Source organism: Rahnella sp. JUb53, assembly GCF_004346065.1.
GTDB classification, from domain to species: domain Bacteria; phylum Pseudomonadota; class Gammaproteobacteria; order Enterobacterales; family Enterobacteriaceae; genus Rahnella; species Rahnella variigena.
In genome coordinates, this window is the sequence record NZ_SLYT01000001.1 from 143,021 (window position 1) to 167,749 (window position 24,729).

The following is a 24,729-nucleotide window of genomic DNA, read 5'->3' on the forward strand; positions in this document are numbered from 1 at the left end:
AGGCATGAGGGAAAGAAATTTGCGAAAGACAATGGTGACAACTCAGGGGCTGAGGATCGTCGTGATGATGGCGATGCTGGTGGTGATATTTGCGGGCATTAAATCGGCAGCAGATATCATTGTGCCATTCATTCTGGCGCTGTTTCTGGCTTTCGTGCTCAATCCGCTGATTGTCTTACTGGGAAAATGGCGGGTGCCCCGGGCACTCGCGGTATTACTGGTTGCGACCCTGACGGTATGCCTGATGGTGTTTCTGACCACCAAGTTGCTGATGACCCTGAATGAGTTTGCCCGCACATTGCCGCAGTATCGCGGGCTGATTGCAGCAAAGCTGATCGAAATTGATACCTGGTTCCACTGGTCAGAATTTTCATTAACACCTGAACAACTGGCCGGCTATATTGATCCGGCCTTCATGCTCAATCTGGTCAGCAAGCTTATCAGCTATCTGTCTAATGCCATGGCGGGTTTATTTTTACTGCTTATGACCGTCGCCTTTATGCTGCTCGAAGTTCCGCAACTGCCTTATAAGGTGCAGCAGTTGTCCGAAGATCCGGGTAAGGGCATGGCGAATGTTCAGCGTGCGCTCGACAGCGTAACCCGTTATCTGGTGATCAAAACGCTGATCAGCGTGGTGACCGGGCTGGCGGTGTGGGCGTTGCTGGCCGTTATGGGGATCAGGTTTGCGTTTCTCTGGGGGATGCTGGCTTTTGCGCTCAACTATATCCCCAATATTGGTTCTTTTATCGCGGCAATTCCTCCCATCATTCAGGCATTTTTATTCAATGGCTTCAGTGAAGGACTGATTCTGACCGGCGGATATATCCTGATCAATCTGCTGTTTGGCAGCATTATTGATCCGAAAATTCTTGGCCGCGGGCTTGGGCTTTCAACGCTGGTGGTGTTTGTATCGTTGATTTTTTGGGGATGGCTGATGGGGCCGGTGGGAATGCTGCTGTCAGTACCGCTGACCATTGTGCTGAAAATTGCACTGGAGCCGACCGCTGCTGGTCACAAAATTGCCGTCCTGTTGGGCGACGGAACGCTGAAACGCTAATTTCAGTTTTGCTCTTCTATTCGCTGAGCGAGAATTTCGATGCTTTGAAGCGATATCAGTAATTGCTGACGGGCGGCTAGATCAAGCCCGTCAAACAATCTGTCGATGGCTTCCTGCTTGGGTTTTTTTACCTGCGCCAGTGCCTGTTTGCCGGCTTCTGTCAGCTCAAGCAATTGCGAACGGCGGTCAGTAGGATGGCGACGACGTACCAGTAAACCATCTCTGTCCATCGCATCTATCGCATCTGTGATCGTTCGGGGAGATTGCTGAAGCACGTTGGCCAGCTCAGCCGGACGGCAGGTCCCTTCCTGGGCAATTGCTGTCAGCAGTTTTTCGCGTGCCAGAGAAAGTCCCTGAGCGGACATGGCGGCGTCTACTTGTTTACGCATCAGCCGGATAACCGACAGCAGCGTTTCAGTGATCACCGCCGGAGTTGCATCGTCAGATGTGTGTTCAATCATATTGTGAGGCCGCTCAAAATTAGTCTGCTAACGTTGAGTTTATTGTATCCCTCCGCGGGGGGAGTGCAACCTGCCTGTGGCATGGAGTTAAAAGCACGACGGATAAAGTGGAAGGTTTGAAGCGGAGAAATAGTGATGACAAAGCCCTTAATACCCTGACTGAACAGGATATTAATTAGCTTTGTTGACTTAACTGTAGATTTTGTAAATCTGCTGAAGGTCATCTTTAATCTGACGACTGACGGGTGTTGCGGAAATATCATCGATCGGCCAGAACATATACTTGATGAGATTATAAACGAAGCAGAACTCCAGACGGTTACGCACTTTTATTTTTTGCGCCAGATGACGCTTATGGACATACACCGTACGGCTGCTGATATTCAATTTTCTGGCGATGCGGTAGTTAGGCATTTCCGACATCCAGTAACTCATCACCAGAATCTCCTGATCGCTGAACAAGGTTCTGGGGATCTTGAAATTATTGACTGGCATAAACATTTGCGGGTCTAACGCTATGTCTCGTAATAATGACGTCAGTGACTGTTTGTTGAGAATAAATACTTCGCGGGTAATCGGAATCGGAGTATCACAATCAGGATAATTCGCATCGATATAGCAGTATATACTTGCGCCGTGTCGATACTCGAAGAAGTTTTTTAATTCCTGAGACAATTCGGAGTTGTGACAATACTTCGTCATGTTAACTAAGATAATGTCTGGCTGAAATCCAGGGATTGATTCTAACGCCTGTGAAACATTCACTGCATCAATAATCTGGAGATTATTATTCTCAGCCAGATAAGAGAAAATTCCTAATCGGGTAAAGCCACAGGGTTCAATAATTGAGATTTTCATGTCACGTCCTTGTCATGCGTGTCATTACGCGATGGAAACCACTCCTGTGATTTCTGCGGCTAGCATAGTTTTTTTTCTATAATGCTGTCAATTCGGAAATACCAGACTATTGATCTCGTTCAAAGCGAAATTAGAAATAATCCTTACAGAAATACAATGACAACCATCGTTAAATATCAACGATGGTTGAAACATTTATACATTAACTGAATCTTGAGAGAGAAAAGGGTTTAAGATCAAAAGGAATAGGATGATTGTTAGCGAAGTGAGTAACTATTTCACCTAATACGCTGGAAAATTTGAACCCGTGTCCGCTTAACCCTGAAATAACCAGCGTGTTTTTCTGGTCAGGCAGTGTATCTATAATGAAGTCTTCATCCGCAGTCATATCGTAAGTGCATGATGCACCGCGCAGACTGACCCCAACTCCTGGCAGGAAATGTCGGAAAAAATTGAAGGACTCGGTACCATCCTGACTGATTTTGCCGAAAGGTGACCGTTCCTCCGGTTCTGTGATCCACTGGCCCCCGTTGTGTTTTCCTAGTTTCAGGGCATCTTTGACAGAGGGGAAACCGTAGTACTGATCGCCTTGCTGTGTCTCAAGAGTAAACGCAGGGAAGTGGTTTTCCTCACTATAACGGCCATCTGCATGGAACCAGGCGAAAACTTTACGCAGAGGTTTAACCGGCAATTCAGGCAGAATTTTGGTGACCCAGGTTCCCGCAGATATCAGCATTTTTGCCGCACTGTAGACGCCATCCGCCGTAGTCACCTCAACGCTGTTCTCATGCCATTGAATACTTTCAACCGGGCAATTAAACAACTGCGCGCATCCGGCTTCTCGTGCCAGACGGATATAAGCGGTGACGGCCATTTCACATTGAAGATAACCGGAGTCAGGCTCAAACACGCCTGAGTAACCGTCAGGTAACGTGAATAAAGGCCATTTATCGCGGATCTCGGCGGCGCTCAGGTTCTGTGTGTTCAGGTGATAGGTTTGTGCGCTGTGTTTTACATTGCCGATGAATTCAGAATTTTCGGGACCGATGTTGAGCACGCCGCTGCGATGAAAAATCTTATCGCCGCTCAGTTCTGCCAGTTCATTCCACAGCGTTTGTGCCCTGAGCAGCATAGGTACATAGCGCGCGCCTTCACCATAAGCATGGCGGATCAGGCGGGTTTCACCGTGATGGCTGCCTGCCTGATGGGGCGGCATTGAACTGTCTATCATCAGTACCTTCAATCCGGCACGTGTGGCGTAGTAGCCCGCCGCAGAACCGACGGAACCGCTGCCGACGATGATGAGATCGTAATCCATATTTAAAAATTCCTGAGGTGAGTTTTTAACAAACAGGTTACAGGCATGATAGAGAGTTTACGACGGTGAAGGCAAGCAGGTCAGGGGCAAAGAAAAAGGCACCAGGATGAAATCGCTGGTGCCTCAGGCTGGCAGATTAAAATCAATGTTTTCGGTGATCACTGTATTCGTACTCGTTAGATTCTATCTTTTCAATGCCGGCTTCGAGAATGTTGATCAGTTGTCGGGCAACGTCGGTAGTTAACCACAAAGTTCTGTCTACCTGAGCATCCTCGGGTGTCTGGTCTTTTGAAGACAGGTAATGAAGACGTATCATCATGGCGTCATAAGAGTCGACGGTACTGATATCCCAACCAACAAGCGGGTGTGTCTGAATAACTTCATCATTTCTGTCCATATAGACCCCTTATATTGTAGTGACTAACGTGAGTGACTATCTGAGGATCAATGCGGCTCATTATCAGGTGAGCTTGTTCAGTATAAACAGTTAAATCGATTTATGGTGAGATTTGAGAGTATTAAATTGTAAATAATTTGTGGCGATTAATAATTCAGCAGAATAGTCCGAAGATTAACCAAAATTGTTTTTGGGGGAAGTGTGATTTATGCATTCCAATGGAATAAAAAACCGGACTGCGACGCCCGGTGAAATACAGAAATAGCCTTACGGCGTGGTTTTAATAAACCTGATTATTATAAATAGGGCAGAGAAAATGAATAGGTTTGCAGAAATTTCATAGTGTTACTCATCGTTCTGATTTGAAAACCAGTCGTCGGCACTTTCCCAGGTTTCCTGCAAAATTTCTTCGATCAGATCGCGATCAGTTTTAGCTCCGCCCAATACGGACAGGCTATTTGCTCCCGCATAACGGACCTGAACTTTATTTTCGCGATCAGTAAACTGTTTGTTAATTCTCTTACTCAATTCACCCGATAACGCGTCCAGCGCGCCAACAGGCAGAGGCTTGGTTTTATCGATTGTGACTTCAACACGCATAGGACCTCCTGAATAGATTTGACTGTATATTTATACAGTCAAATCATGATCAGCGCAAGCTACCGTGCTGAGAAATCGTATTTAGTACGATGTCACTTTCCAGTTCAGGGTTTGTCCCGCGAGGAATGGAACAACAGATTCGTTACCCAAAGCAATTTCTTCCGGCTGCGTCACCGACGTGTGCGTCAGTTCGATGAAATCTTCATTGAGCGGCAAACCATAGAAACGCGGACCATTAAGGGAGCAGAATGCCTCGAGATGCTGCAGTGCATTCATCTCTTCGAAGACGGTTGCATAAGCTGATATCGCGAGTGGTGCGTTAAAGCAACCGGCACAGCCACAGCTTGATTCTTTACGGCCTTTGGTGTGCGGGGCGGAATCGGTACCCAGGAAGAAACGGTCAGCACCGCTGGCGATGACTTCACGCAGTGCTTCCTGATGAACGTTGCGTTTAAGAATCGGCAGACAGAACAGATGCGGACGAACTCCGCCTACCAGCATATGGTTGCGGTTAAACATCAGATGCTGTGGCGTAATGGTTGCGCCCAGATATTGATTACCGGAAAGAACATACTGAGCCGCTTCTTTGGTTGTGATGTGCTCGAAGACAATTTTCAGCTCAGGGAACTGACGGCGAACCGGATCCATCACTTCATCGATGAAACGAGCTTCCCGATCAAAAATATCAACATGGCTGTGAGTGACTTCGCCGTGGATAAGCAAAGGCATGCCGATTTTTTGCATACGCTCGAGCACAGGATAAATCGTTTCGACATCCGTAACCCCATGCTGGGAGTTGGTGGTCGCATTGGCCGGATACAGTTTTGCCGCAGTGAAAACACCTTGCTCGAACCCGCGGGCAATTTCTTCCGGATCCAGAGAATCGGTCAGATAGCAGGTCATCAGCGGGGTGAATTTATGCCCGGAAGGCAGCGCGGCCATAATACGTTCACGATAGGCGATTGCCGCAGCGACAGTCGTTACAGGTGGCGTCAGGTTTGGCATGACAATCGCGCGACCAAAGACTTCACTGGTGAAAGGTAACACCGTGCTGAGCATTTCGTCATCACGAAGGTGAATATGCCAGTCATCTGGGCGGCGGATTTTCAAAACTTGCGGTGTTGTGGTCATCAGGCAAAACTCCGGCATTGAGAGACAAGATGTTGGGATCAGGTGCGGTAATGGGAGCATTAACGGCGGGGAACAAGAATAAGCGTAAAACCGTTGTGTTGCATCTGTTAAATAAAGTTCGTATTGAAATCAATGTATCGAAAGGTTCATAGTGGAGGGAGATTTTAGTCACCGTGCTTCATGGTGTGTGCCTGAAGCACGACAAAATAACGGGAGAATCATTATGGAAATCAGAGTTGTTGCCACAATTGTCGCGAAAAAAGAATTCAGGGCAAAAGTGACAGAAGCATTGCTTGACGTAATTGAGCCAAGTCGGCAGGAAGTGGGTTGCCTGCAATATGAGCTGCATCAGGATCTGGATAACGACGGCACTTTTGTTTTCTATGAGCGCTGGGCATCAGAAGATGCGTTGAACCAGCACAACAAGACCGAGCATTTTCAGCATTTCGCCAGAAGCCTGGAAGGGAAACTTGAGGAACTGACGATCCGTCGTCTGAAAAGTCTGGCCTGATTTTCATGGGGCAGCTAACTCGCCAATAAAAAAACCCGCCGAGGCGGGTTTTTAGTTTTGTGACACTGTCAGCTCAACGGAATTACTCTGCTGGCATTTCCGGCTTAGTGGCAGGAGCCGTGGCAGTCGTTACTGCAGCATGGCCACCGGCAGAACCTTTGCCATCAAAGTTGAACTCAGGGCGAACCCAGTCACTTTGACGCGCGGGTTCAGGCACATAGCTAGGTGCTGGTGCTTTCGTCATAGGCGCCGTCGCGAAATGCTTGAAGCGAGGTGCAACAACCGCAGCTTCAGTCACTGCCGGAGCGTGCGCAACGGGGGCAGCCTCCACGGCAGGTTTTACTTCCGCAACCGTTTCTGCTTTCTCTTCCACTTTTACTTCAGGTTCTGCGACTGGCGCAGGTGCCTGAAGTTCAGGTTCAGCAAGCACGACTGTCGGTTCAACGACGGCTGGCTCGTGCGCTTCAGGTGCCACTTCGACAACAGGCGTTTCTTCAACAGGTTCAGCTGTTGCAGGCTCAACCAATACAGGTTCGTCAGCAACAGGCTGTGCCGCTTCTGCAGGTGCAGCTGCTTCTTGCTGAGCAGCTTCAACTACTGTTTCTGACTGAGCAACTGGCTGAGGTGCAACCTCTGCAGCTTCAGAAATGACCGGCGTATTTGCCTGGGCAATCTCAACTTGCTGAGTCAGTACTTCAGGTGCTTCTGCTTCAGTGTTCTGCTGCTCATGGGACTGATATTCAGAAGACTGATATTCAGAAGAGTGGGCCACCGGATAGGTGATCCAAACTTTGCCAGACGCCATTTCCGGAGAAACGAATGCACCTGCCATTGGCATTGGCGACTGAGTCGGGTAACGCTCGTCACGGTAACGACGACGACGCTGACCGCTGACACGCAAGTGACGCGGAGAACGACGTGAACGACGCGGCATTCCATTTTCACGGGCGTTGTCATTCTGATTGTCTTCGTTGTCCGCTGTGTTTGCTGGTTCGGCATCAGAAGATTCTTGCGCAACCACGGCTGGCGCTGGTGCTGCCGGACGAGTGCCGGTGATCAGCAACTGAGCCGCAGCTTCTTCTTCATGATCAACTTCTTCAGATTCGAAGCGGATTTTCTGATTCAGCTGGCGACGCTGACGGCGCTGTGCTGGCTGACGGTCTTCCTGTTCAGTTTCATCAGTAACAACCGGTGCAACAACAACTTGCTCAACAGCAACCGCATCCTGAATTTTCTCTTCAGTTTGTGGTTTACGTTTGTCTTCAGAACGGCGACGCGAACGCTCACGACGAGGTTGTTGCTGCTGTTCTTCGCGAGCAGCAGTTTCAACTTCTTCGTTACGGGTTTCAGTAACAACCGGTTCCTGATTACGACGGCCACGACGCTGATCATCACGTTGTTCGCGATTATTTTCGCGGTTATCACGGCCTTCGCCACGATTATCACGATTGTTATCACGACCTTCGCCCCGCTCACCACGATTACCGCGGTCATTGCGCTCGCCACGTTCACCGTTACGCTCACGGCGTCCGCCCTGACGACGCTGGTTACGGCGTTCGTTATTACGACGGTTTTCGGTTTCAGTTGCTTCCGTAGTCTCTTTTGGTGCTTCAACAGGTTTAACTTCCTGTTGTGGCTCCGGTGCGAACAAGCTCTTCAACCCGCTCAGCAGACGGCTGACAAAACCGGATTTTTCAACAACAGGCGCTGCCGGAGCATTCACTGTGGCTGTTCTGGTTTTGACAGGTTCTTCAGGCACAGCATCCTGCTCGAAGCTGGAAGGAGGTGCTTCGCTTTGCAGCGCGAATGCAGCCAGTGCCGGTTGCTCAGGACGACGACGTTCAGCCGGCAACTCTTCAGAAGGTTGCAGCATTTCTGCTTCGTGGATCTGAGGCAGCAAGTAGCTCAGTGCAGAGATTTCTTCACCTTTACGTACACGCAGAACGTGGTAGTGCGGAGTTTGCATCTGATCGTTAGGTACGATCACTGCACGCACGCCACCCTGACGTTTTTCGATGGCATTCACCGATTCACGTTTTTCGTTCAGCAGGTAAGAAGCGATTGGCACCGGAACGATGGCATGCACTTCTTTGGTGTTTTCTTTCAGCGCTTCTTCTTCAATCAGACGCAGAATCGACAGTGACAGAGATTCGTTGTCACGGACGGTACCGGTACCTGCACAACGCGGGCAAATATGGTGCGTTGATTCACCCAGTGAAGGGCTCAGACGCTGACGGGACATTTCCAGTAAGCCGAAACGGGAAATACGACCAATCTGGATGCGGGCGCGGTCCTGACGAACGGCGTCACGCAGACGGTTTTCCACTTCGCGCTGATGGCGAACTGGCGTCATATCGATGAAGTCGATAACGATCAGGCCACCCAGGTCACGCAGGCGTAACTGGCGGGCAATTTCGTCAGCCGCTTCAAGGTTAGTGTTGAATGCAGTTTCTTCGATATCGCCACCGCGGGTTGCACGCGCGGAGTTGATGTCGATAGCGGTCAACGCTTCAGTGCTGTCGATAACAATCGAGCCGCCGGAAGGCAGACGGACTTCACGCTGGAAAGCGGATTCGATTTGCGATTCGATCTGGTAGTGACTGAACAGCGGAATTTCACCGACGTACGGTTTAATTTTGCTGCTGAAATCAGGACGGCCCAGAGCGGCGATATGCTCTTTTGCCAGGTCGAGGATTTTCGGGTTATCGATAAGGATTTCGCCGATATCCGGACGCAGATAGTCACGGAATGCACGAACGATAACGTTACTTTCCTGATGGATCAGGAATGGGGCAGGGCGGCCTTCAGCAGCTTTCTTGATAGCATCCCAATGCTTGAGACGGAAAGTCAGGTCCCATTGCAGGGCTTCTGCGGATTTGCCGACACCGGCAGTACGCACAATAAGACCCATGCCATCAGGCAGTTGCAGAGAAGACAGCGCTTCTTTCAGTTCAGTACGGTCATCACCTTCAATCCGGCGGGAAATTCCCCCAGCGCGTGGATTATTAGGCATCAGAACTAGATAGCTACCGGCCAGACTGATAAACGTCGTCAGTGCTGCGCCTTTATTTCCACGTTCTTCTTTATCGACCTGAACAATAACTTCCTGACCTTCGCGCAACACATCTTTGATGTTTGGGCGGCCGTGGGAAGAATAGTTGCTAGGGAAATATTCACGGGAAATTTCTTTCAGGGGGAGGAAACCGTGTCGTTCTGCGCCGTAATCTACGAATGCCGCTTCCAGACTAGGTTCAATGCGGGTGATTTTACCTTTGTAAATGTTCGCTTTTTTCTGCTCATGGCCCGGACTTTCAATATCCAAATCATACAGCCGCTGTCCATCTACAAGGGCAACGCGCAACTCTTCTTGCTGAGTCGCGTTAATCAACATTCTTTTCATCGTAACTTACTCATTATTATTCCATTATTGACAGAGCTGCGGGCAAAATGACCTCATGACCGGGTAAACCGTTGGCCCCGAGTCTTCTCGCAAATCGTCAACCTCACGGTTGTCGCTTGCATAGGGGCGCATTATTTCGGTAAGTCTGCTTTTGCTGTATTAAAGACACCAGCGTTATGAAAGCAGCACTTTTATTAGGGGAATAGCTTCTGAATTTAGGTTAACAGATCTCATTCCGTATGCCGGCCAAGCTGCAACCCGCAGCCCGCTAATTGCTTGATTTCACATTACGTCTTACGCCATTGCTGCGTTTTTGCGCAATCAGGCAAATCTATAATTCCTGCGTTTTCCCTAACTTAAGAGAAACAACGCCGAAAGTAGTTTCATTATTCCATTGCAGGCACTGTGATAGCAAGGTGACTTTTCCCATGCGGGTAAGATATTTACCTCAATGAGAGATGTGCCGCATTGTCTGAACTTTCGCTTTCTGTAAAAACAAGGGGTATAGAAGGGTTTTCCTCAGCAGTTACTGGTAAAGTAAGAGTTAAGCACATAAAAATCAGTGGCGCGAACCGTGCCGGATATTTAGAATCGCGAGCCATGAAAACTGAGAATCCAACTGTACAATTAATCCCCATCTCCGAAGACGAAGCCGGTCAGCGCATCGACAACTTCTTACTTAAAATCCTTAAGGGCGTGCCGAAGAGCATGATCTATCGCATTGTGCGTAAAGGTGAGGTGCGGGTTAATAAGAAAAGAATTAAGCCTGAATACAAATTACTTGCCGGTGATGAAGTGCGTGTCCCGCCGGTTCGCGTGGCAGAGCGTGATGAAGCGCCGGTTTCTGCGAAGCTGGATAAAGTCGCGGCTTTAGCAGATTGCATCTTATATGAAGACGACCATTTACTGATCCTGAACAAACCTTCCGGTACTGCCGTACATGGTGGCAGCGGTCTGAGCTTTGGCGTGATCGAAGGTCTGCGAGCCCTGCGTCCGGAAGCGCGCTTCCTTGAACTGGTTCACCGTCTTGACCGTGATACTTCCGGCGTTTTGCTGGTCGCCAAGAAGCGCTCCGCCCTGCGATCACTGCATGAGCAATTGCGCGTTAAAAGTATGCAGAAGGATTACCTGGCGCTGGTGCGCGGTGAATGGCCTTCGCATTGCAAAGTGGTGCAGGCTCCGCTGCTGAAAAATATCCTGCAAAGCGGTGAGCGTGTTGTCAGGGTGAATGCGGAAGGAAAACCTTCTGAAACACGTTTCAAAATTGAAGAGCGTTATGAATTTGCAACGCTGGTGAAAGCCAGCCCGGTGACAGGCAGAACGCACCAGATCCGTGTGCATGCGTTGCACGCTGGTCACCCGATTGCTTTTGATGATCGTTATGGTGAGCGTGATTTCGATGCGAAACTGTCAGGAACGGGTCTGAACCGTCTTTTCCTGCATGCGGCTGCGCTACGTTTTGAACATCCGGCTAGCGGTGAAACCATGCGCATTGAGGCTCCTATGGATGCCAAACTGCGTAACTGCCTGAAAATTTTACGCGGCAAAGCAAACGCTCGTTAAAAAGATCAGCTTATAAAGAGGCGCACTGGTTGCGCCTTTTTTATGCCTCTCAATTAACGGCTTTCAAGCAATGGATTGATGCCGTGTTCGCGCAGTAAGGAGAGCAGGGCAATAAGTGGCAGCCCGATTAGCGTGTTTGGGTCGCGCCCCGTCAGACTGTCGAAAAGCGTAATCCCCAAACCTTCGCATTTAAAGCTACCCGCGCAGTCGTACGGCTCTTCGCGATGTAAATATCCGGTAATTTCTTCATCGGTCAATGGCCGGAAGGTGACGTCAAACGTTTCGCATAACGTCTGCGCTGTTTTTGCATCGCTGTTATAGAGACTCAGGCCGGTATAGAACGTAACCATTTTTCCGCTGGCTGCCCGCAACTGACGGAATGCATTATCGAAAGTGTGCGGCTTTCCGGTGATTTTTCCATCGATAAAGCAAACCTGATCGGAGCCAATGATCAGATGATGCGGATAAGCAGTAGCGAGCGTGTCGGCTTTGGATTGCGCCAGCCGCTGCACCAGTTCTGCCGGATTTTCATCGGGAAAAGGGGTTTCATCAATATCGGGTGAAGCGCAGGTAAATTTCAGCCCGGTTTTCTCCAGCAAGGCTTTCCGGTAGGCCGAGGTCGAGGCTAAAAGTAAATCTGGTGCAGACATAATCATAATTTTTTTTCACAAAGCGTAGCGTTATTGAATCACACATTTTAAACTGTCGTCCGCTGCGGAAGCGAATATTGGTGAAAGGTGCGGTTTTGAGGCCTTTTTCTTTGACTCTCTGTCGTTACAAAGTTAATATGCGCGCCCTATGCAAAAAGTAAAATTACCCCTGACCCTTGATGCGGTCCGCACTGCCCAGAAGCGTTTAGACTATACAGGTGTCTATACTGCAGATCAGGTTACGCGTGTTGCCCAATCAGTGGTCAGTGTGGATTCTGATATACAAACCTCATTGTCGTTTAATATCGACAATCAGCGCCTGGCTGTGATTACCGGCCACTCCGATGTTGCTGTGACTCTGGAATGCCAGAGATGCGGTAAGACGTTTGAGCATCAGGTTCACACAACATATTGTTTTAGCCCTGTCCAGAATGATGAACAGGCTGAGGCATTACCGGAAGCGTACGAGCCTATCGAAGTCGATGATTTTGGCGAAGTCGATTTGCTGGCAATGATTGAAGACGAAATTATTCTTTCACTGCCTGTCGTTCCGGTACATGAATCTGAACACTGTGAAGTGTCCGACGCGGACATGGTATTTGGCAAACTGCCTGAAGAGGCGGAGAAACCTAATCCATTTGCCGTATTAGCGAGTTTAAAGAAAAGTACTTAAGGAGTAAGGTCCATGGCCGTACAACAGAATAAACCAACCCGTTCTAAACGTGGCATGCGTCGTTCACATGACGCTCTGACCACTTCCACTCTGTCTGTGGACAAGACTTCTGGTGAAACTCACCTGCGTCACCACATCACTGCCGACGGTTTCTACCGCGGTCGCAAGGTAATCGGCTGATAATTGCCTGCAACTTATTCACGTGATAAGTGCTGGCAAGGCGATACCTTGACTCGTCTAACCATCGCGTTAGATGTAATGGGCGGAGATTTCGGTCCTTCCGTCACAGTGCCTGCTTCATTGCAGGCACTGATCTCTAATTCTGAATTAGATCTTCTTCTGGTCGGCGATCCCGACGCAATCACACCTTTCTTAGCCAAAGCCGATCCTTCTATAACAGAACGAATTCGGATAATTCCTGCTGAATCAGTTATAGCCAGCGACATGCGCGCGTCGCAAGCTATACGTGCCAGTAAAGGAAGCTCAATGCGTGTGGCGTTGGAACTGATCAAAAGCGGTGATGCACAAGCGTGTGTCAGTGCCGGGAATACCGGCGCTCTGATGGGATTAGCCAAAATGGTGGTCAAGCCACTGGATGGCATTGAACGCCCGGCGCTGATGAGCGTCCTGCCCAATCAGCAACGCAGTAAAACTGTGGTGCTGGATTTGGGGGCGAACGTTGAGTGCGACAGCACAATGTTGGTCCAGTTTGCCGTGATGGGTGCAGTAATGGCGGAGCAGGTGGTGGGTATCAGTAACCCCCGTGTCGCCTTACTCAATATCGGTGAAGAGGAAAGCAAAGGGCTGGATAATATCCGCGAAGCCGCCGCTATTTTAAAAAATACCGCACTAATCAACTATATCGGCTATCTTGAAGGCAATGACCTTCTGACCGGTAAGACAGATGTGATGGTGTGTGACGGCTTCGTGGGCAATGTTACGCTTAAGACCATGGAAGGTGTAATAAGGATGTTTTTGTCACTGTTAAAATCCTCCGGTGAGGGTGGCAAGAAGGCCTGGTGGTTGAAATGGTTGGGACGGATAGTCCAGAAGAAGTTGCTAAAGCGTTTTAGCCACCTCAACCCCGACCAGTATAATGGCGCATGTTTGTTAGGATTACGGGGCATCGTTATTAAAAGCCACGGTGGAGCAAACCAGCGTGCGTTTGCTGTTGCTATCGAACAGGCTGTGCAGGCGGTGCAGCGGCAGGTCCCTCAGCGGATTGCCGCGCGCCTTGAAGCTGTATTACCCAAGAGTGACTGATCGTACATGTATACAAAAATTCTCGGTACGGGGAGCTATTTGCCCGTGCAAGTTCGGACTAATGCCGACTTAGAAAAAATGGTGGATACCTCCGACGAGTGGATTGTCACCCGCACAGGTATTCGTGAACGTCGTATCGCTGCACCGGATGAGACTGTGGCCACAATGGGCCTGCACGCAGCAGAAAAAGCACTTGAAATGGCCGGCGTCAGCGCAAGCGACGTGGGTTTGATCATTGTTGCAACAACCTCATCTTCACATGCATTCCCGAGTTCAGCCTGCCAGGTGCAGAACATGCTGGGCATCAAGGATTCTGCAGCGTTCGATCTGGCCGCCGCTTGTGCAGGTTTTACCTACGCACTGAGCGTTGCCGATCAATACATCAAAAACGGTGCTGTGAAATATGCACTGGTGATCGGCTCTGATGTGTTGTCGCGTAAACTCGATCCTGAAGATCGCGGTACGGTTATTCTGTTCGGTGATGGTGCGGGCGCAGTATTGCTGGGCGCTTCAGAAGAGCAGGGCATCATTTCTACGCATATGCATGCGGATGGTCATTACGGCAACCTGCTGACGCTGGCCTACCCAAGCCAGACTGAGCCGGAAAAACCTGCTTATGTCACCATGGCGGGTAATGAAGTCTTCAAAGTCGCTGTGACTGAACTGGCGCACATTGTTGATGAAACACTGACCGCAAATAATCTCGACCGTACTGCACTTGACTGGCTGGTTCCGCATCAGGCGAATCTGCGCATTATCAGTGCGACAGCGAAAAAGCTGGGTATGGGAATGGACAAAGTCGTGGTTACGCTCGATCGTCATGGCAATACCTCTGCGGCCTCTGTGCCTGCAGCATTTGACGAAGCAGTGCGTGACGGCAGAATTCAGCGCGGGCAATTAGTGTTGCTCGAAGCATTTGGCGGTGGCTTTACCTGGGGCTCGGCGCTGGTACGTTTTTGATTTAACAGGATGATAAAAATGACAAAAATTGCAGTTGTTTTCCCTGGTCAGGGTTCTCAGACGCTCGGTATGCTGGCTGATCTAGCCGCTGCACATCCGGTTGTTGAAGAAACATTTGCCGAAGCTTCTTCGGCGCTGGGATATGATTTATGGCAGCTGGTGCAACAGGGGCCTGCTGAAGAACTGAATAAAACCTGGCAGACGCAGCCTGCGTTGCTGGCCGCTTCCGTCGCTATCTGGCGTGTATGGCAGCAGCAGAACGGCACTCAGCCTGTTCTGATGGCGGGTCATAGTCTGGGCGAATATTCTGCTCTGGTTTGTGCCGGTGTGCTGGATTTCAAACAGGCGATTTCACTGGTTGAACTGCGCGGCAAACTGATGCAGGAAGCGGTTCCGGCAGGTACTGGCGCGATGTACGCTATTATCGGTCTGGATAACGACGCGATTGCCAAAGCCTGTGAAGAGTCTGCTCAGGGGCAGGTTGTCTCTCCGGTTAACTTTAACTCGCCAGGTCAGGTTGTGATCGCGGGTAATAAAGAAGCGGTAGAACGTGCCGGTGCGGCCTGTAAAGAAGCGGGTGCAAAACGCGCTCTGCCTCTGCCTGTCAGCGTGCCATCGCATTGTGCGCTGATGAAGCCTGCTGCGGATAAACTTGCCGTTGCACTGGAAAATGTCACATTCAGCGCACCGCAGTATTCCGTGGTGAACAACGTTGATGTGAAAATTGAAACGTCTCCTGAAGCCATCCGCAGTGCGCTGGTACGCCAGTTGTACAGCCCGGTGCGCTGGACTGAGTCTGTCGAATTTATGGCAGCACAGGGCGTTGAGCAGCTTTTAGAAGTGGGGCCGGGTAAAGTATTGACCGGTCTGACAAAACGTATTGTTGACACCCTGACGGCGGCCGCTGTGAATGACACGGCAAGTCTGGCAGCGGCGTTAGAGCAGTAATAAGAGGATGAGTATGACCTTCGAAGGCAAAATTGCACTTGTTACTGGTGCCAGTCGTGGTATTGGCCGCGCTATTGCAGAGAAACTGGTAGCAGGCGGCGCGAAAGTGATCGGCACAGCGACCAGCGAGAAAGGTGCTGAAGCGATCAGCGAATATTTAGGCGAAAATGGCAAAGGTATTATGCTCAATGTGGTTGATTCTGCATCTATTGAGCAAGTATTGGCGACAATTCGAGCTGAATTTGGCGAAATTGATATTTTAGTTAATAATGCCGGCATTACCCGTGATAACCTTCTCATGCGTATGAAGGATGATGAGTGGCAGGATATCCTGGATACGAATCTGACTTCTGTGTTTCGGCTTTCAAAAGCTGTCATGCGAGCTATGATGAAGAAACGGTGTGGACGGATTATTACAATTGGTTCCGTTGTTGGCACCATGGGTAACGCAGGGCAGGCGAACTACGCGGCGGCTAAAGCTGGCTTGATTGGTTTTAGTAAGTCTTTGGCACGTGAAGTTGCTTCACGTGGCATTACTGTCAACGTCGTCGCTCCCGGCTTTATTGAGACGGATATGACAAGGGCGTTGACAGATGATCAACGCGCAGGCATTTTGTCATCAGTTCCAGCCAACCGGTTGGGCGATGCCAAAGAAATTGCCAGCGCCGTTGCTTTTTTAGCCTCTGACGAGGCCGGCTATATCACGGGTGAAACATTACATGTCAATGGCGGCATGTATATGATTTAAAAATTACGAAATTATTTGCGTTTTTTGCGGTAAAAACCGCAAAATAGAGCAAATTCGTGGTTTGACCAGCCTGGATTTAGTTGCATCTTTTTCAACATTTTATACACTACGAAAACCATCGCGAAAGCGAGTTTTGATAGGAAATTTAAGAGTATGAGCACTATCGAAGAACGCGTTAAGAAAATCATCGTTGAACAGCTGGGTGTTAAACAGGAAGAAGTAGTGAATGCTGCATCTTTCGTAGACGACCTTGGCGCTGATTCTCTCGACACCGTTGAGCTGGTTATGGCTCTGGAAGAAGAGTTTGATACCGAGATCCCTGACGAAGAAGCTGAAAAAATCACTACTGTTCAGGCAGCAATTGATTTTATCAACGCTAGCCAACAGTAAGCGTACATGCTTTAAGTTTAGATAGTTAGGCGGTCATTTGACCGCCTAAGTTTTTTATATCCCACGGTATTACTACTTTTTTCCCTCCCTGGAGGACACACGTGTCTAAGCGTCGAGTTGTAGTGACTGGACTGGGCATGCTGTCTCCTGTCGGCAATACTGTAGAGTCCACTTGGAACGCTCTCCTTGCCGGTCAGAGTGGCATCAGCCTGATCGACCATTTTGATACTAGTGCCTATGCAACGCGTTTTGCTGGCTTAGTAAAAGATTTTAACTGTGAAGACTACATCCCGCGTAAAGATGCCCGCAAGATGGACGCCTTTATTCAGTATGGTATTACTGCCGGTATTCAGGCGATGCAAGACTCCGGGCTTGAAGTGACTGCTGAGAACGCGACACGCATTGGTGCGGCGATCGGTTCTGGCATCGGCGGACTTGGTCTGATTGAAGAAAACCATACGTCATTGGTTAACGGCGGACCTCGCAAAATTAGTCCTTTTTTCGTTCCATCAACCATCGTTAACATGATTGCCGGTCATCTGAGTATCATGTTCGGGTTGCGTGGGCCGAGTATTTCTATTGCTACAGCCTGTACTTCTGGTGTGCATAATATTGGTCATGCAGCACGTATCATCGCCTATAACGATGCTGACGTGATGCTGGCAGGCGGCGCAGAAAAAGCCAGCACCCCGCTGGGTGTCGGTGGTTTCGGTGCAGCACGCGCATTATCCACGCGCAACGATAATCCCCAGGCCGCAAGCCGCCCGTGGGATAAAGATCGTGATGGTTTCGTACTCGGTGACGGTGCCGGAATTATGGTGCTGGAAGAGTACGAACATGCCCGCAAACGCGGTGCAAAAATTTATGCTGAAATCGTCGGCTTTGGTATGAGCAGCGATGCTTACCATATGACCTCTCCACCGGAAGACGGTGCAGGTGCCGCGCTGGCGATGGAAAACGCTTTGCGTGATGCAGGCATTTCTGCGTCGCAAATTGGCTATATCAACGCGCACGGGACTTCTACCCCTGCGGGTGACAAAGCCGAAGCGCAGGCGGTTAAATCTGTCTTTGGTGCGGATTCTCACAAAGTGCTGGTCAGTTCAACCAAGTCTATGACAGGCCACCTGTTAGGTGCGGCGGGGGCGGTGGAGTCTATCTTCACTTTACTCGCGCTGCGTGATCAGGCCGTTCCACCGACCCTGAATCTGGACAATCCAGACGAAGGGTGCGATCTGGACTTTGTACCGCACGAAGCGCGTCAGGTGAAAGACATGCAATATTCACTTTGCAACTCCTTCGGATTCGGCGGAACTAACGGTTCCCTGGTATTCCGCAAGATGTGATTGCGACGGTGTATTATTGAGAAAGGCCCGTTAATCGGGCCTTTTTGCTGTCTGAATAAAAGCATCTGCTATGCGGTAAAGTGGAATCAAACGGCAGCTCAACGGAAGGAGTCTTCCCGCCATTTCGGCCTGCCGGTACGATAAAGTAAGAATGCTCCACTTGCTGCCAGAGGCCTGCTCACGCAGTCTCAGCGGTCGGAGAACGCTAACCCTGAAGTCAGGAGGAAGTAACCATGTGGATTAACGGTGCGGCGGCGACAACATTGCCAGCGGCAGACCGGTCTGTGCAATTTGGCGACGGTTGCTTCACTACGGCCAGGGTGTTGCGCGGTGAAATCCTGCTTCTTCCAGAGCACATTGCGCGGATGCAGCGCGCGGTGTCTGTTTTGCATATTGATGGCGTGAACTGGGCAGCTTTAGAACGCGAAATGATTCAGGCCGCAGGGCAACAGGAAGAGGCTGTCGTTAAAGCCGTTGTGACACGCGGGCAGGGTGGACGAGGCTACAGTTCGGCAGGATGCTCTGAACCGACCCGGATTGTATCTGTGTCCGCTTATCCGGCACATTATCACGCGTTACGGCAGCCCGGTGTAAAACTCGCCCTGAGCCCGGTGACGTTGAGCAAAAATCCGCTGCTGGCGGGCATAAAACACCTCAACCGTCTTGAGCAGGTGATGATCCGCCTGCATCTTGACCAGACGGACGCCCACGAGGCGCTGGTGGTTGACACCTCAGGTTGCCTGGTGGAATGCTGTGCGGCTAATTTATTCTGGCGGAAGGGGAATCAGGTATTTACACCGGATTTATCACAGTCGGGCGTGGATGGCGTTATGCGTCAGCACATTATCCGGCTCATTGAAAACTCGTCGCCCTGGACGCTGCACATTGTCAGTGAACCTGCCGACGTATTGTTTGATGCCGATGAGGTGCTGATTTGTAATGCCCTTATGCCGGTTTTACCCGTGGCACAGGCGTGCGGGTGGCATTACTCATCCCGAGATTTGTACAATTTTTTGCTCCAGAACTGTTAAAAAAGTGAATAAACAATGACAAACAAAAAGACCAAAATCTTCGCCGTTATTGTCCTGATCCTTGCAGGACTGGCGACGTTTGCCTACCAGAAAGTGAAACAGTTTGCGGATCGCCCGATCAATGTCAGCAGTGAAACGATCTTCACCCTGCCTGCCGGTACCGGGCGTGTGGTTCTGGAAACGCTGCTCATCGACAAGAAGCTGATGAAGCCCAATCCGTGGTTCCCATGGTTATTACGTTTAGAGCCTGAACTGAGTGAGTTTAAAGCCGGTACCTACCGTCTGGAAAAAGGCATGACCGTTCGCCAGATGCTGGAGTTGCTGAAAAGTGGTAAAGAAGCTCAATTTAGCATTCGTTTTGTCGAGGGCTTTAAGCTCAGCGACTGGATGAAGGTTTTAGATACTTCAGAGTATCTCAGGCATGAACTTAGCGGCAAAAGCGGTGAAGAGATCGCCGCGGCCTTAGGCATGACCGATACCAAAAATGCCGAAGGCTGGTTGTATCCCGATACTTACCATTACACCGCAGGCATGACGGATTTATCTCTGCTCAAACGCGCCCATGTGCGCATGGAAAAAACCGTTGCGGATATCTGGAAAGACCGCGCTGATTCGCTGCCGTATAAAACGCCTGAAGACATGGTCACTATGGCGTCGATTATTGAAAAAGAAACTGCCGTGAAAGATGAGCGTCCTGAAGTGGCGTCTGTGTTCATCAATCGTCTGCGGATCGGCATGCGTCTGCAAACAGACCCGACCGTTATTTATGGTATGGGTGATAAATACACCGGTAATATCACGAAGAAAGATTTAGAAACGCCGACCCCCTACAATACTTATGTGATCACCGGCCTGCCGCCTTCACCGATTGCGATGCCGAGCGAAGCCTCACTTCAGGCTGCGGCACATCCCGCAAAAACGCCGTATCTTTATTTTGTCGCTGACGGCAAAGGCGGGCATACTTTCAGCACTAACCTTGAGAACCACAACAAGGCGGTTCGTGTGTATATAGAGGCTCTTAAGAACAAGAATGAAAAGTAACTTCATTGTGATTGAAGGCCTGGAAGGGGCGGGGAAAACCACTGCTCATAACGTGGTGGTGGATGCATTGCGCCAGCACGGCGTAGAAGAAATTGTGTTTACCCGTGAGCCGGGCGGTACGCCGCTGGCGGAGAAATTACGCGATTTGTTTAAGCGTGGCGTAGATGGCGAAAAACCGACGGTCAAAGCCGAAGTGCTGATGCTTTACGCTGCCCGTGTCCAGCTGGTTGAGACGGTGATTTTACCCGCTCTGGCGCGTGGCGCGTGGGTGGTAGGTGACCGGCACGATCTCTCCTCACAAGCTTATCAGGGCGGCGGACGTGGGATTGATGCCAAACTAATGACCTCATTGCGCGATACCGTTCTGGGGGATTTCCGCCCTGATCTGACGTTGTATCTGGATTTACCTCCGGCCATCGGCCTGCAACGTGCCCGTGCGCGTGGTGAACTGGATCGTATCGAGCAGGAAGCCTTGCCTTTCTTTGAACGTACGCGCGCCCGTTATCTGGAGCTTGCCGCCGCTGACAGCCGCATTAAAACCATCGATGCCTCGCAGACTATTGAAGAAGTGAAATCATCGATCGAACAGACACTGAAAAACTGGTTTGACGAGCAGGCAACCCGGGAGCATTCATGAACTGGTATCCGTGGCTCAGCGCCCCTTATCGCCAGCTGACAGGGCAATATCTGACAGGCCGCGGGCATCATGCGGTGCTGATGCATGCCGCTGCGGGGATTGGGGATGAGGCGCTGGTATATGGTCTGAGCCGCTGGCTGCTCTGCCAGCACAAGGATGGCGAAAAGAGTTGTGGTTCATGCCACAGCTGTCAGCTGATGATTGCCGGCAACCATCCTGACTGGCATATCCTGCAACCTGAAAAAGGCAAAAACTCGCTGGGCATTGATCCGGTGCGTCAGCTCATCGAAACGCTCTACAATTATTCCCAACAGGGCGGCTCGAAAGTTGTGTGGATCCCGCAAACGGAATTGCTGACTGAAGCCGCAGCGAACGCCTTGCTGAAAACGCTGGAAGAACCCCCGGCGGGCACCTATTTCCTGCTCGGATGCCGCGAACCTTCGGCGTTACTGGCAACGATCCGCAGCCGCTGTTTTTACTGGCATCTGCCGGTGCCGGAAGAAGCGCTGGCGGTGCAGTGGATCAACCGTCAGCTCAGTGCTGATCCTGTCTCGATCAAAACCGCATTGCGTCTGACCAACGGTGCGCCGTTGTCAGCCATTGAACTGTTGCAGCCGGAACGCTGGAAGCAACGCGTGGCGCTATGCCAGCAGCTTTATACGCAATGTCAGCAACAGGATATGCTTTCCCTGTTGCCGCAGCTTAATCATGATGACGCGCCGGAACGTCTGTACTGGCTGGCGACGTTACTGCTTGATGCCATTAAATGGCAGCAGCAGGCAGGGCAGTTCATCATCAACCACGATCAGCAGCCGTTAATTGCGTTGCTCGCCGGTGCGCAGTCCGGCGTGGCTTTACAGCAATCGGTGAGTGCCTGGATGCATTGCCGCCATCAGCTGCTTTCTATCGTCGGTGTTAACCGTGAGTTACTGCTGACCGAACAACTTCTTGAGTGGGAACAGATGCTCCAGGGCACGGTTTCTGCGTCGATTTTCAGTTCCGCGCTTTCCCGCTGAACCCCTTATTTGTCATGAGTTAAATACTATGTTTTTAGTCGATTCCCACTGTCATCTCGACAGCCTTGATTACAATGAGCTGCACTCCGGCGTGGATAATGTGCTGGAAAAAGCCCGTGAACGTGACGTGAAATTTATGCTGGCGGTGGCGACCACATTGCCAGGTTATCGCGCGATGACACAGCTGATTGGTGACCGTCCCGACGTCGCATTTTCCTGCGGTGTGCATCCGCTGAATATTGACGATGGCTATGATTTCGCAGAACTGCGTGAGCTTGCCGCCAGCCCGAAAGTGGTGGCAATGGGTGAAACCGGTCTGGATTATTTTTATCAGAAAGAAGCGCATCAGCTGAAACTGCAACAGGATTCATTCCGCGAGCACATCCGCATTGGCCGCGAGCTTAACAAACCGGTGATCGTCCATACCCGTGATGCCCGTCAGGATACGCTGGATATTCTCAAAGAAGAGAACGCAGGGGAGTGCGGTGGTGTTTTGCATTGCTTCACCGAGGATCTGCCGACGGCAAAATTCCTGCTGGATCTGGGGTTCTTTATCTCGTTCTCAGGGATTGTGACTTTCCGTAACGCTGAAGCGTTGCGTGAAGTGGCCCGTTATGTACCGCTGGATCGTTTGCTGGTGGAAACTGACTCACCGTATCTGGCACCCGTACCACATCGTGGTAAAGAGAACCAGCCTGCTTATGTGCGTGACGTTGCCGATTATATGGCCGTGCTCAAAGGTGTGAGTGTGGAACAGCTGGCTGAAGCGACCACTGCAAACTTTTCACGATTATTTCACATCGATACTTCCTCCCTGATCTAACCTTAGGCTTAGTCATATACGCCAGATTTATTTTACACCTCGTAATTAATCACCAGAATGAGGTATCGTGGCCCCGTTTTTTGCGGGGTCACTGGCGTTTATTTCGGATTAAATGTTGTAAATCGTGGGTTTTTTAAACGCTCTCACTGCATTTTTCAGAAAAACGTGACTGCCATCAAACATTAACAAAGGGAATTATTTTACCCTGCGTAAAAATTAAAAGGGGTGCTCAGACACCCGATAGCAAAGGGCTGTACGACCTTTTGCAAAGCGGTTAGTTATCAGGCTAAACCGCATGAAGTATCAAAAAGCATCATTACTCAGGAGCACACTCAATTATGTTTAAGAACGCGTTTGCAAACCTTCAAAAGGTCGGTAAATCGCTAATGCTGCCAGTATCCGTACTGCCAATCGCAGGTATCCTGCTTGGTGTCGGTTCTGCAAACTTTAGCTGGCTGCCAGTGATCGTTTCCCATGTTATGGCCGAAGCCGGTGGTTCCGTCTTCGCTAACATGCCTCTGATCTTTGCTATCGGTGTGGCGTTAGGCTTCACCAACAACGACGGTGTTTCTGCACTGGCGTCCGTTGTGGCATACGGCATCATGGTGAAAACCATGGCAGTTGTTGCACCACTGGTTCTGCATTTGCCTGCTGAAGAAATTGCAGCCAAGCATCTGGCGGATACCGGCGTACTGGGCGGTATTATCTCCGGTGCGATTGCGGCATACATGTTCAACCGTTTCTACCGCATCAAGTTGCCAGAATACCTGGGCTTCTTTGCCGGTAAACGTTTCGTGCCAATCATCTCTGGTATGGCAGCGATTATCCTGGGTGTGGTTCTGTCCTTCATCTGGCCGCCAATCGGTACAGGTATCCAGACCTTCTCACAATGGGCTGCTTACCAGAACCCGGTTGTGGCATTCGGTATCTACGGCGTTGTAGAACGTGCGCTGGTTCCGTTTGGTCTGCACCATATCTGGAACGTTCCATTCCAGATGCAAATCGGTGAGTACGTGAATTCTGCGGGTCAGGTATTCCACGGCGATATCCCACGTTACATGGCGGGTGACCCGACTGCGGGTAAACTGTCTGGTGGCTTCCTGTTCAAAATGTACGGTCTTCCAGCGGCGGCTATCGCTATCTGGCACTCAGCAAAACCTGAGAACCGTGCAAAAGTCGGCGGCATCATGATTTCCGCTGCACTGACTGCGTTCCTGACCGGTATCACCGAGCCAATCGAATTCTCCTTCATGTTCGTTGCGCCGATTCTGTATGTGATCCACGCGATCCTGGCCGGTCTGGCATTCCCAATCTGTATCCTGTTGGGTATGCGTGACGGTACCAGCTTCTCGCACGGTCTGATTGACTTCATCGTACTGAGCGGCAACAGCAGCAAAATCTGGCTGTTCCCAATCGTGGGTGCGGTGTATGCCGTGGTTTACTACAGCATCTTCCGTTTCCTGATTGCGAAACTGGATCTGAAAACCCCTGGCCGTGAAGACTCTACCAGCGAAACCACAGCGCAGGGCGGTTCTGAAATGTCTGCTTCTCTGGTTCAGGCTTTCGGCGGTAAAGACAACATCACTAACCTCGATGCCTGTATTACCCGTCTGCGCGTCAGCGTAGCGGACGTCTCCAAAGTTGATCAGGCTGGCCTGAAAAAACTGGGTGCGGCAGGTGTAGTGGTTGCAGGTTCTGGTGTTCAGGCGATTTTCGGTACCAAGTCTGACAACCTGAAAACTGATATGGACGAGTACATGCGTAACCATTAATGGTGAGCAATGTCTGGTTCTGAGAAAGGAGGCTTCGGCCTCCTTTTTTCATGCCTGCGATTTGGAGGAACGGTTGCCGCTGCCTCTCGCTGGCGCTTTCTGCGTCAATTAAGCATCAAAAAGCGTAATCAGGTTGAA

The 24,729-nt window shown here is 50.4% G+C and carries 25 protein-coding genes; 17 read left to right on the forward strand and 8 right to left on the reverse strand.

From position 1 onward, the window contains the following. Nucleotides 1-19: 19 nt before the first annotated feature. Nucleotides 20-1,057 (forward strand): AI-2E family transporter, encoded by a 1,038-nt coding sequence (locus EC840_RS00735; protein ID WP_132963780.1) that lies wholly within the window; start codon nucleotides 20-22, stop codon nucleotides 1,055-1,057. 2 nt (nucleotides 1,058-1,059) lie between these two features. Here EC840_RS00735 and EC840_RS00740 read toward each other — a convergent pair whose 3' ends face one another. The 6 genes from EC840_RS00740 to pyrC form a co-directional block, all read right to left on the reverse strand. Then, on the reverse strand, nucleotides 1,060-1,518 hold the full coding sequence (locus tag EC840_RS00740; RefSeq protein WP_112291153.1) for a MarR family transcriptional regulator: 459 nt from the start codon (nucleotides 1,516-1,518) through the stop codon (nucleotides 1,060-1,062). A 189-nt stretch (nucleotides 1,519-1,707) separates the two neighbouring features. Beyond that, nucleotides 1,708-2,376: a LuxR C-terminal-related transcriptional regulator gene (locus EC840_RS00745; protein WP_132963781.1), complete on the reverse strand. Its 669-nt coding sequence runs from the start codon at nucleotides 2,374-2,376 to the stop codon at nucleotides 1,708-1,710. A gap of 202 nt (nucleotides 2,377-2,578) precedes the next feature. Next, complete coding sequence (gene solA, locus EC840_RS00750; protein ID WP_132963782.1) at nucleotides 2,579-3,694, reverse strand: N-methyl-L-tryptophan oxidase; 1,116 nt, start codon at nucleotides 3,692-3,694, stop codon at nucleotides 2,579-2,581. Between the two features lie 142 nt (nucleotides 3,695-3,836). Then, nucleotides 3,837-4,091, reverse strand: coding sequence for a biofilm formation regulator BssS (gene bssS / locus EC840_RS00755; RefSeq protein ID WP_013576258.1), 255 nt, complete (start codon nucleotides 4,089-4,091; stop codon nucleotides 3,837-3,839). Between the two features lie 345 nt (nucleotides 4,092-4,436). Continuing rightward, entirely contained in the window at nucleotides 4,437-4,691 is a 255-nt protein-coding gene (gene dinI / locus EC840_RS00760) for a DNA damage-inducible protein I (RefSeq protein ID WP_112291148.1), read from the reverse strand. An 81-nt stretch (nucleotides 4,692-4,772) separates the two neighbouring features. Then, the gene (pyrC, locus tag EC840_RS00765) at nucleotides 4,773-5,822 is read right to left on the reverse strand and encodes a dihydroorotase (protein ID WP_132963783.1); all 1,050 of its coding nucleotides are present in this window, start codon (nucleotides 5,820-5,822) and stop codon (nucleotides 4,773-4,775) included. 223 nt (nucleotides 5,823-6,045) lie between these two features. On the opposite strand from pyrC, the gene EC840_RS00770 reads away from it, so the two are divergent. After that, nucleotides 6,046-6,333: a putative quinol monooxygenase gene (locus EC840_RS00770; protein WP_112291145.1), complete on the forward strand. Its 288-nt coding sequence runs from the start codon at nucleotides 6,046-6,048 to the stop codon at nucleotides 6,331-6,333. Between the two features lie 82 nt (nucleotides 6,334-6,415). Here the strand turns inward: EC840_RS00770 and rne are convergent, their stop codons facing one another. Further along, nucleotides 6,416-9,733, reverse strand: coding sequence for a ribonuclease E (gene rne / locus EC840_RS00775; protein ID WP_132963784.1), 3,318 nt, complete (start codon nucleotides 9,731-9,733; stop codon nucleotides 6,416-6,418). Between the two features lie 600 nt (nucleotides 9,734-10,333). On the opposite strand from rne, the gene rluC reads away from it, so the two are divergent. After that, nucleotides 10,334-11,296: a 23S rRNA pseudouridine(955/2504/2580) synthase RluC gene (gene rluC, locus EC840_RS00785; protein ID WP_129638483.1), complete on the forward strand. Its 963-nt coding sequence runs from the start codon at nucleotides 10,334-10,336 to the stop codon at nucleotides 11,294-11,296. A gap of 53 nt (nucleotides 11,297-11,349) precedes the next feature. Here the strand turns inward: rluC and EC840_RS00790 are convergent, their stop codons facing one another. Next, the gene (locus EC840_RS00790; RefSeq protein ID WP_129639425.1) at nucleotides 11,350-11,946 is read right to left on the reverse strand and encodes a nucleoside triphosphate pyrophosphatase; all 597 of its coding nucleotides are present in this window, start codon (nucleotides 11,944-11,946) and stop codon (nucleotides 11,350-11,352) included. A gap of 148 nt (nucleotides 11,947-12,094) precedes the next feature. Between EC840_RS00790 and yceD the strand changes: the two genes are divergently transcribed. The 14 genes from yceD to ptsG all read left to right on the forward strand — a co-directional run bounded on the left by yceD (nucleotide 12,095) and on the right by ptsG (nucleotide 24,591). Continuing rightward, nucleotides 12,095-12,619, forward strand: a complete 525-nt coding sequence (gene yceD, locus EC840_RS00795; protein ID WP_112291141.1) for a 23S rRNA accumulation protein YceD — start codon at nucleotides 12,095-12,097, stop codon at nucleotides 12,617-12,619. 12 nt (nucleotides 12,620-12,631) lie between these two features. After that, on the forward strand, nucleotides 12,632-12,799 hold the full coding sequence (gene rpmF, locus EC840_RS00800; protein WP_013576249.1) for a 50S ribosomal protein L32: 168 nt from the start codon (nucleotides 12,632-12,634) through the stop codon (nucleotides 12,797-12,799). A gap of 48 nt (nucleotides 12,800-12,847) precedes the next feature. After that, a complete protein-coding gene (gene plsX, locus EC840_RS00805) occupies nucleotides 12,848-13,882 on the forward strand; it encodes a phosphate acyltransferase PlsX (protein WP_129638484.1) in 1,035 nt (344 codons plus the stop codon). A gap of 6 nt (nucleotides 13,883-13,888) precedes the next feature. Next, complete coding sequence (locus EC840_RS00810) at nucleotides 13,889-14,842, forward strand: beta-ketoacyl-ACP synthase III (RefSeq protein WP_112291138.1); 954 nt, start codon at nucleotides 13,889-13,891, stop codon at nucleotides 14,840-14,842. An 18-nt stretch (nucleotides 14,843-14,860) separates the two neighbouring features. Then, nucleotides 14,861-15,790 (forward strand): ACP S-malonyltransferase, encoded by a 930-nt coding sequence (gene fabD / locus EC840_RS00815; RefSeq protein WP_129638485.1) that lies wholly within the window; start codon nucleotides 14,861-14,863, stop codon nucleotides 15,788-15,790. A gap of 13 nt (nucleotides 15,791-15,803) precedes the next feature. Further along, nucleotides 15,804-16,538, forward strand: a complete 735-nt coding sequence (fabG, locus tag EC840_RS00820; protein WP_112291135.1) for a 3-oxoacyl-ACP reductase FabG — start codon at nucleotides 15,804-15,806, stop codon at nucleotides 16,536-16,538. A 153-nt stretch (nucleotides 16,539-16,691) separates the two neighbouring features. Continuing rightward, complete coding sequence (gene acpP, locus EC840_RS00825) at nucleotides 16,692-16,928, forward strand: acyl carrier protein (RefSeq protein WP_015690190.1); 237 nt, start codon at nucleotides 16,692-16,694, stop codon at nucleotides 16,926-16,928. A 101-nt stretch (nucleotides 16,929-17,029) separates the two neighbouring features. Beyond that, a complete protein-coding gene (gene fabF / locus EC840_RS00830; protein WP_112291134.1) occupies nucleotides 17,030-18,271 on the forward strand; it encodes a beta-ketoacyl-ACP synthase II in 1,242 nt (413 codons plus the stop codon). A 233-nt stretch (nucleotides 18,272-18,504) separates the two neighbouring features. Continuing rightward, nucleotides 18,505-19,302, forward strand: a complete 798-nt coding sequence (gene pabC / locus EC840_RS00835) for an aminodeoxychorismate lyase (protein ID WP_132963785.1) — start codon at nucleotides 18,505-18,507, stop codon at nucleotides 19,300-19,302. A gap of 15 nt (nucleotides 19,303-19,317) precedes the next feature. Next, nucleotides 19,318-20,343 (forward strand): endolytic transglycosylase MltG, encoded by a 1,026-nt coding sequence (mltG, locus tag EC840_RS00840; RefSeq protein ID WP_132963786.1) that lies wholly within the window; start codon nucleotides 19,318-19,320, stop codon nucleotides 20,341-20,343. Beyond that, on the forward strand, nucleotides 20,333-20,980 hold the full coding sequence (tmk, locus tag EC840_RS00845) for a dTMP kinase (RefSeq protein ID WP_129638488.1): 648 nt from the start codon (nucleotides 20,333-20,335) through the stop codon (nucleotides 20,978-20,980). The genes mltG and tmk overlap by 11 nt, the downstream gene beginning before the upstream one ends. Beyond that, on the forward strand, nucleotides 20,977-21,996 hold the full coding sequence (gene holB, locus EC840_RS00850) for a DNA polymerase III subunit delta' (RefSeq protein WP_129638489.1): 1,020 nt from the start codon (nucleotides 20,977-20,979) through the stop codon (nucleotides 21,994-21,996). The genes tmk and holB overlap by 4 nt, the downstream gene beginning before the upstream one ends. Before the next feature lie 28 nt (nucleotides 21,997-22,024). Next, nucleotides 22,025-22,819, forward strand: coding sequence for a metal-dependent hydrolase (locus EC840_RS00855; RefSeq protein WP_129638490.1), 795 nt, complete (start codon nucleotides 22,025-22,027; stop codon nucleotides 22,817-22,819). Nucleotides 22,820-23,157: 338 nt separating this feature from the next. Next, nucleotides 23,158-24,591, forward strand: coding sequence for a PTS glucose transporter subunit IIBC (ptsG, locus tag EC840_RS00860; RefSeq protein WP_112291126.1), 1,434 nt, complete (start codon nucleotides 23,158-23,160; stop codon nucleotides 24,589-24,591). The last annotated feature ends 138 nt before the right edge of the window (nucleotides 24,592-24,729 follow it).

Excerpts from the sequence above, each read along its gene's own strand:
- rpmF (WP_013576249.1), top strand. The coding sequence starts at position 12,632 with ATGGCCGTACAACAGAATAAACCAACCCGTTCTAAACGTGGCATGCGT.
- pyrC (WP_132963783.1), bottom strand. The coding sequence starts at position 5,822 with ATGACCACAACACCGCAAGTTTTGAAAATCCGCCGCCCAGATGACTGG.
- acpP (WP_015690190.1), top strand. The coding sequence starts at position 16,692 with ATGAGCACTATCGAAGAACGCGTTAAGAAAATCATCGTTGAACAGCTG.
- holB (WP_129638489.1), top strand. The coding sequence starts at position 20,977 with ATGAACTGGTATCCGTGGCTCAGCGCCCCTTATCGCCAGCTGACAGGG.
- pabC (WP_132963785.1), top strand. The coding sequence starts at position 18,505 with ATGTGGATTAACGGTGCGGCGGCGACAACATTGCCAGCGGCAGACCGG.
- EC840_RS00745 (WP_132963781.1), bottom strand. The coding sequence starts at position 2,376 with ATGAAAATCTCAATTATTGAACCCTGTGGCTTTACCCGATTAGGAATT.
- bssS (WP_013576258.1), bottom strand. The coding sequence starts at position 4,091 with ATGGACAGAAATGATGAAGTTATTCAGACACACCCGCTTGTTGGTTGG.
- EC840_RS00855 (WP_129638490.1), top strand. The coding sequence starts at position 22,025 with ATGTTTTTAGTCGATTCCCACTGTCATCTCGACAGCCTTGATTACAAT.
- EC840_RS00740 (WP_112291153.1), bottom strand. The coding sequence starts at position 1,518 with ATGATTGAACACACATCTGACGATGCAACTCCGGCGGTGATCACTGAA.
- tmk (WP_129638488.1), top strand. The coding sequence starts at position 20,333 with ATGAAAAGTAACTTCATTGTGATTGAAGGCCTGGAAGGGGCGGGGAAA.
- yceD (WP_112291141.1), top strand. The coding sequence starts at position 12,095 with ATGCAAAAAGTAAAATTACCCCTGACCCTTGATGCGGTCCGCACTGCC.
- EC840_RS00810 (WP_112291138.1), top strand. The coding sequence starts at position 13,889 with ATGTATACAAAAATTCTCGGTACGGGGAGCTATTTGCCCGTGCAAGTT.
- solA (WP_132963782.1), bottom strand. The coding sequence starts at position 3,694 with ATGGATTACGATCTCATCATCGTCGGCAGCGGTTCCGTCGGTTCTGCG.
- fabG (WP_112291135.1), top strand. The coding sequence starts at position 15,804 with ATGACCTTCGAAGGCAAAATTGCACTTGTTACTGGTGCCAGTCGTGGT.
- rluC (WP_129638483.1), top strand. The coding sequence starts at position 10,334 with ATGAAAACTGAGAATCCAACTGTACAATTAATCCCCATCTCCGAAGAC.
- ptsG (WP_112291126.1), top strand. The coding sequence starts at position 23,158 with ATGTTTAAGAACGCGTTTGCAAACCTTCAAAAGGTCGGTAAATCGCTA.
- EC840_RS00770 (WP_112291145.1), top strand. The coding sequence starts at position 6,046 with ATGGAAATCAGAGTTGTTGCCACAATTGTCGCGAAAAAAGAATTCAGG.
- EC840_RS00790 (WP_129639425.1), bottom strand. The coding sequence starts at position 11,946 with ATGTCTGCACCAGATTTACTTTTAGCCTCGACCTCGGCCTACCGGAAA.
- dinI (WP_112291148.1), bottom strand. The coding sequence starts at position 4,691 with ATGCGTGTTGAAGTCACAATCGATAAAACCAAGCCTCTGCCTGTTGGC.
- rne (WP_132963784.1), bottom strand. The coding sequence starts at position 9,733 with ATGAAAAGAATGTTGATTAACGCGACTCAGCAAGAAGAGTTGCGCGTT.
- mltG (WP_132963786.1), top strand. The coding sequence starts at position 19,318 with ATGACAAACAAAAAGACCAAAATCTTCGCCGTTATTGTCCTGATCCTT.
- fabD (WP_129638485.1), top strand. The coding sequence starts at position 14,861 with ATGACAAAAATTGCAGTTGTTTTCCCTGGTCAGGGTTCTCAGACGCTC.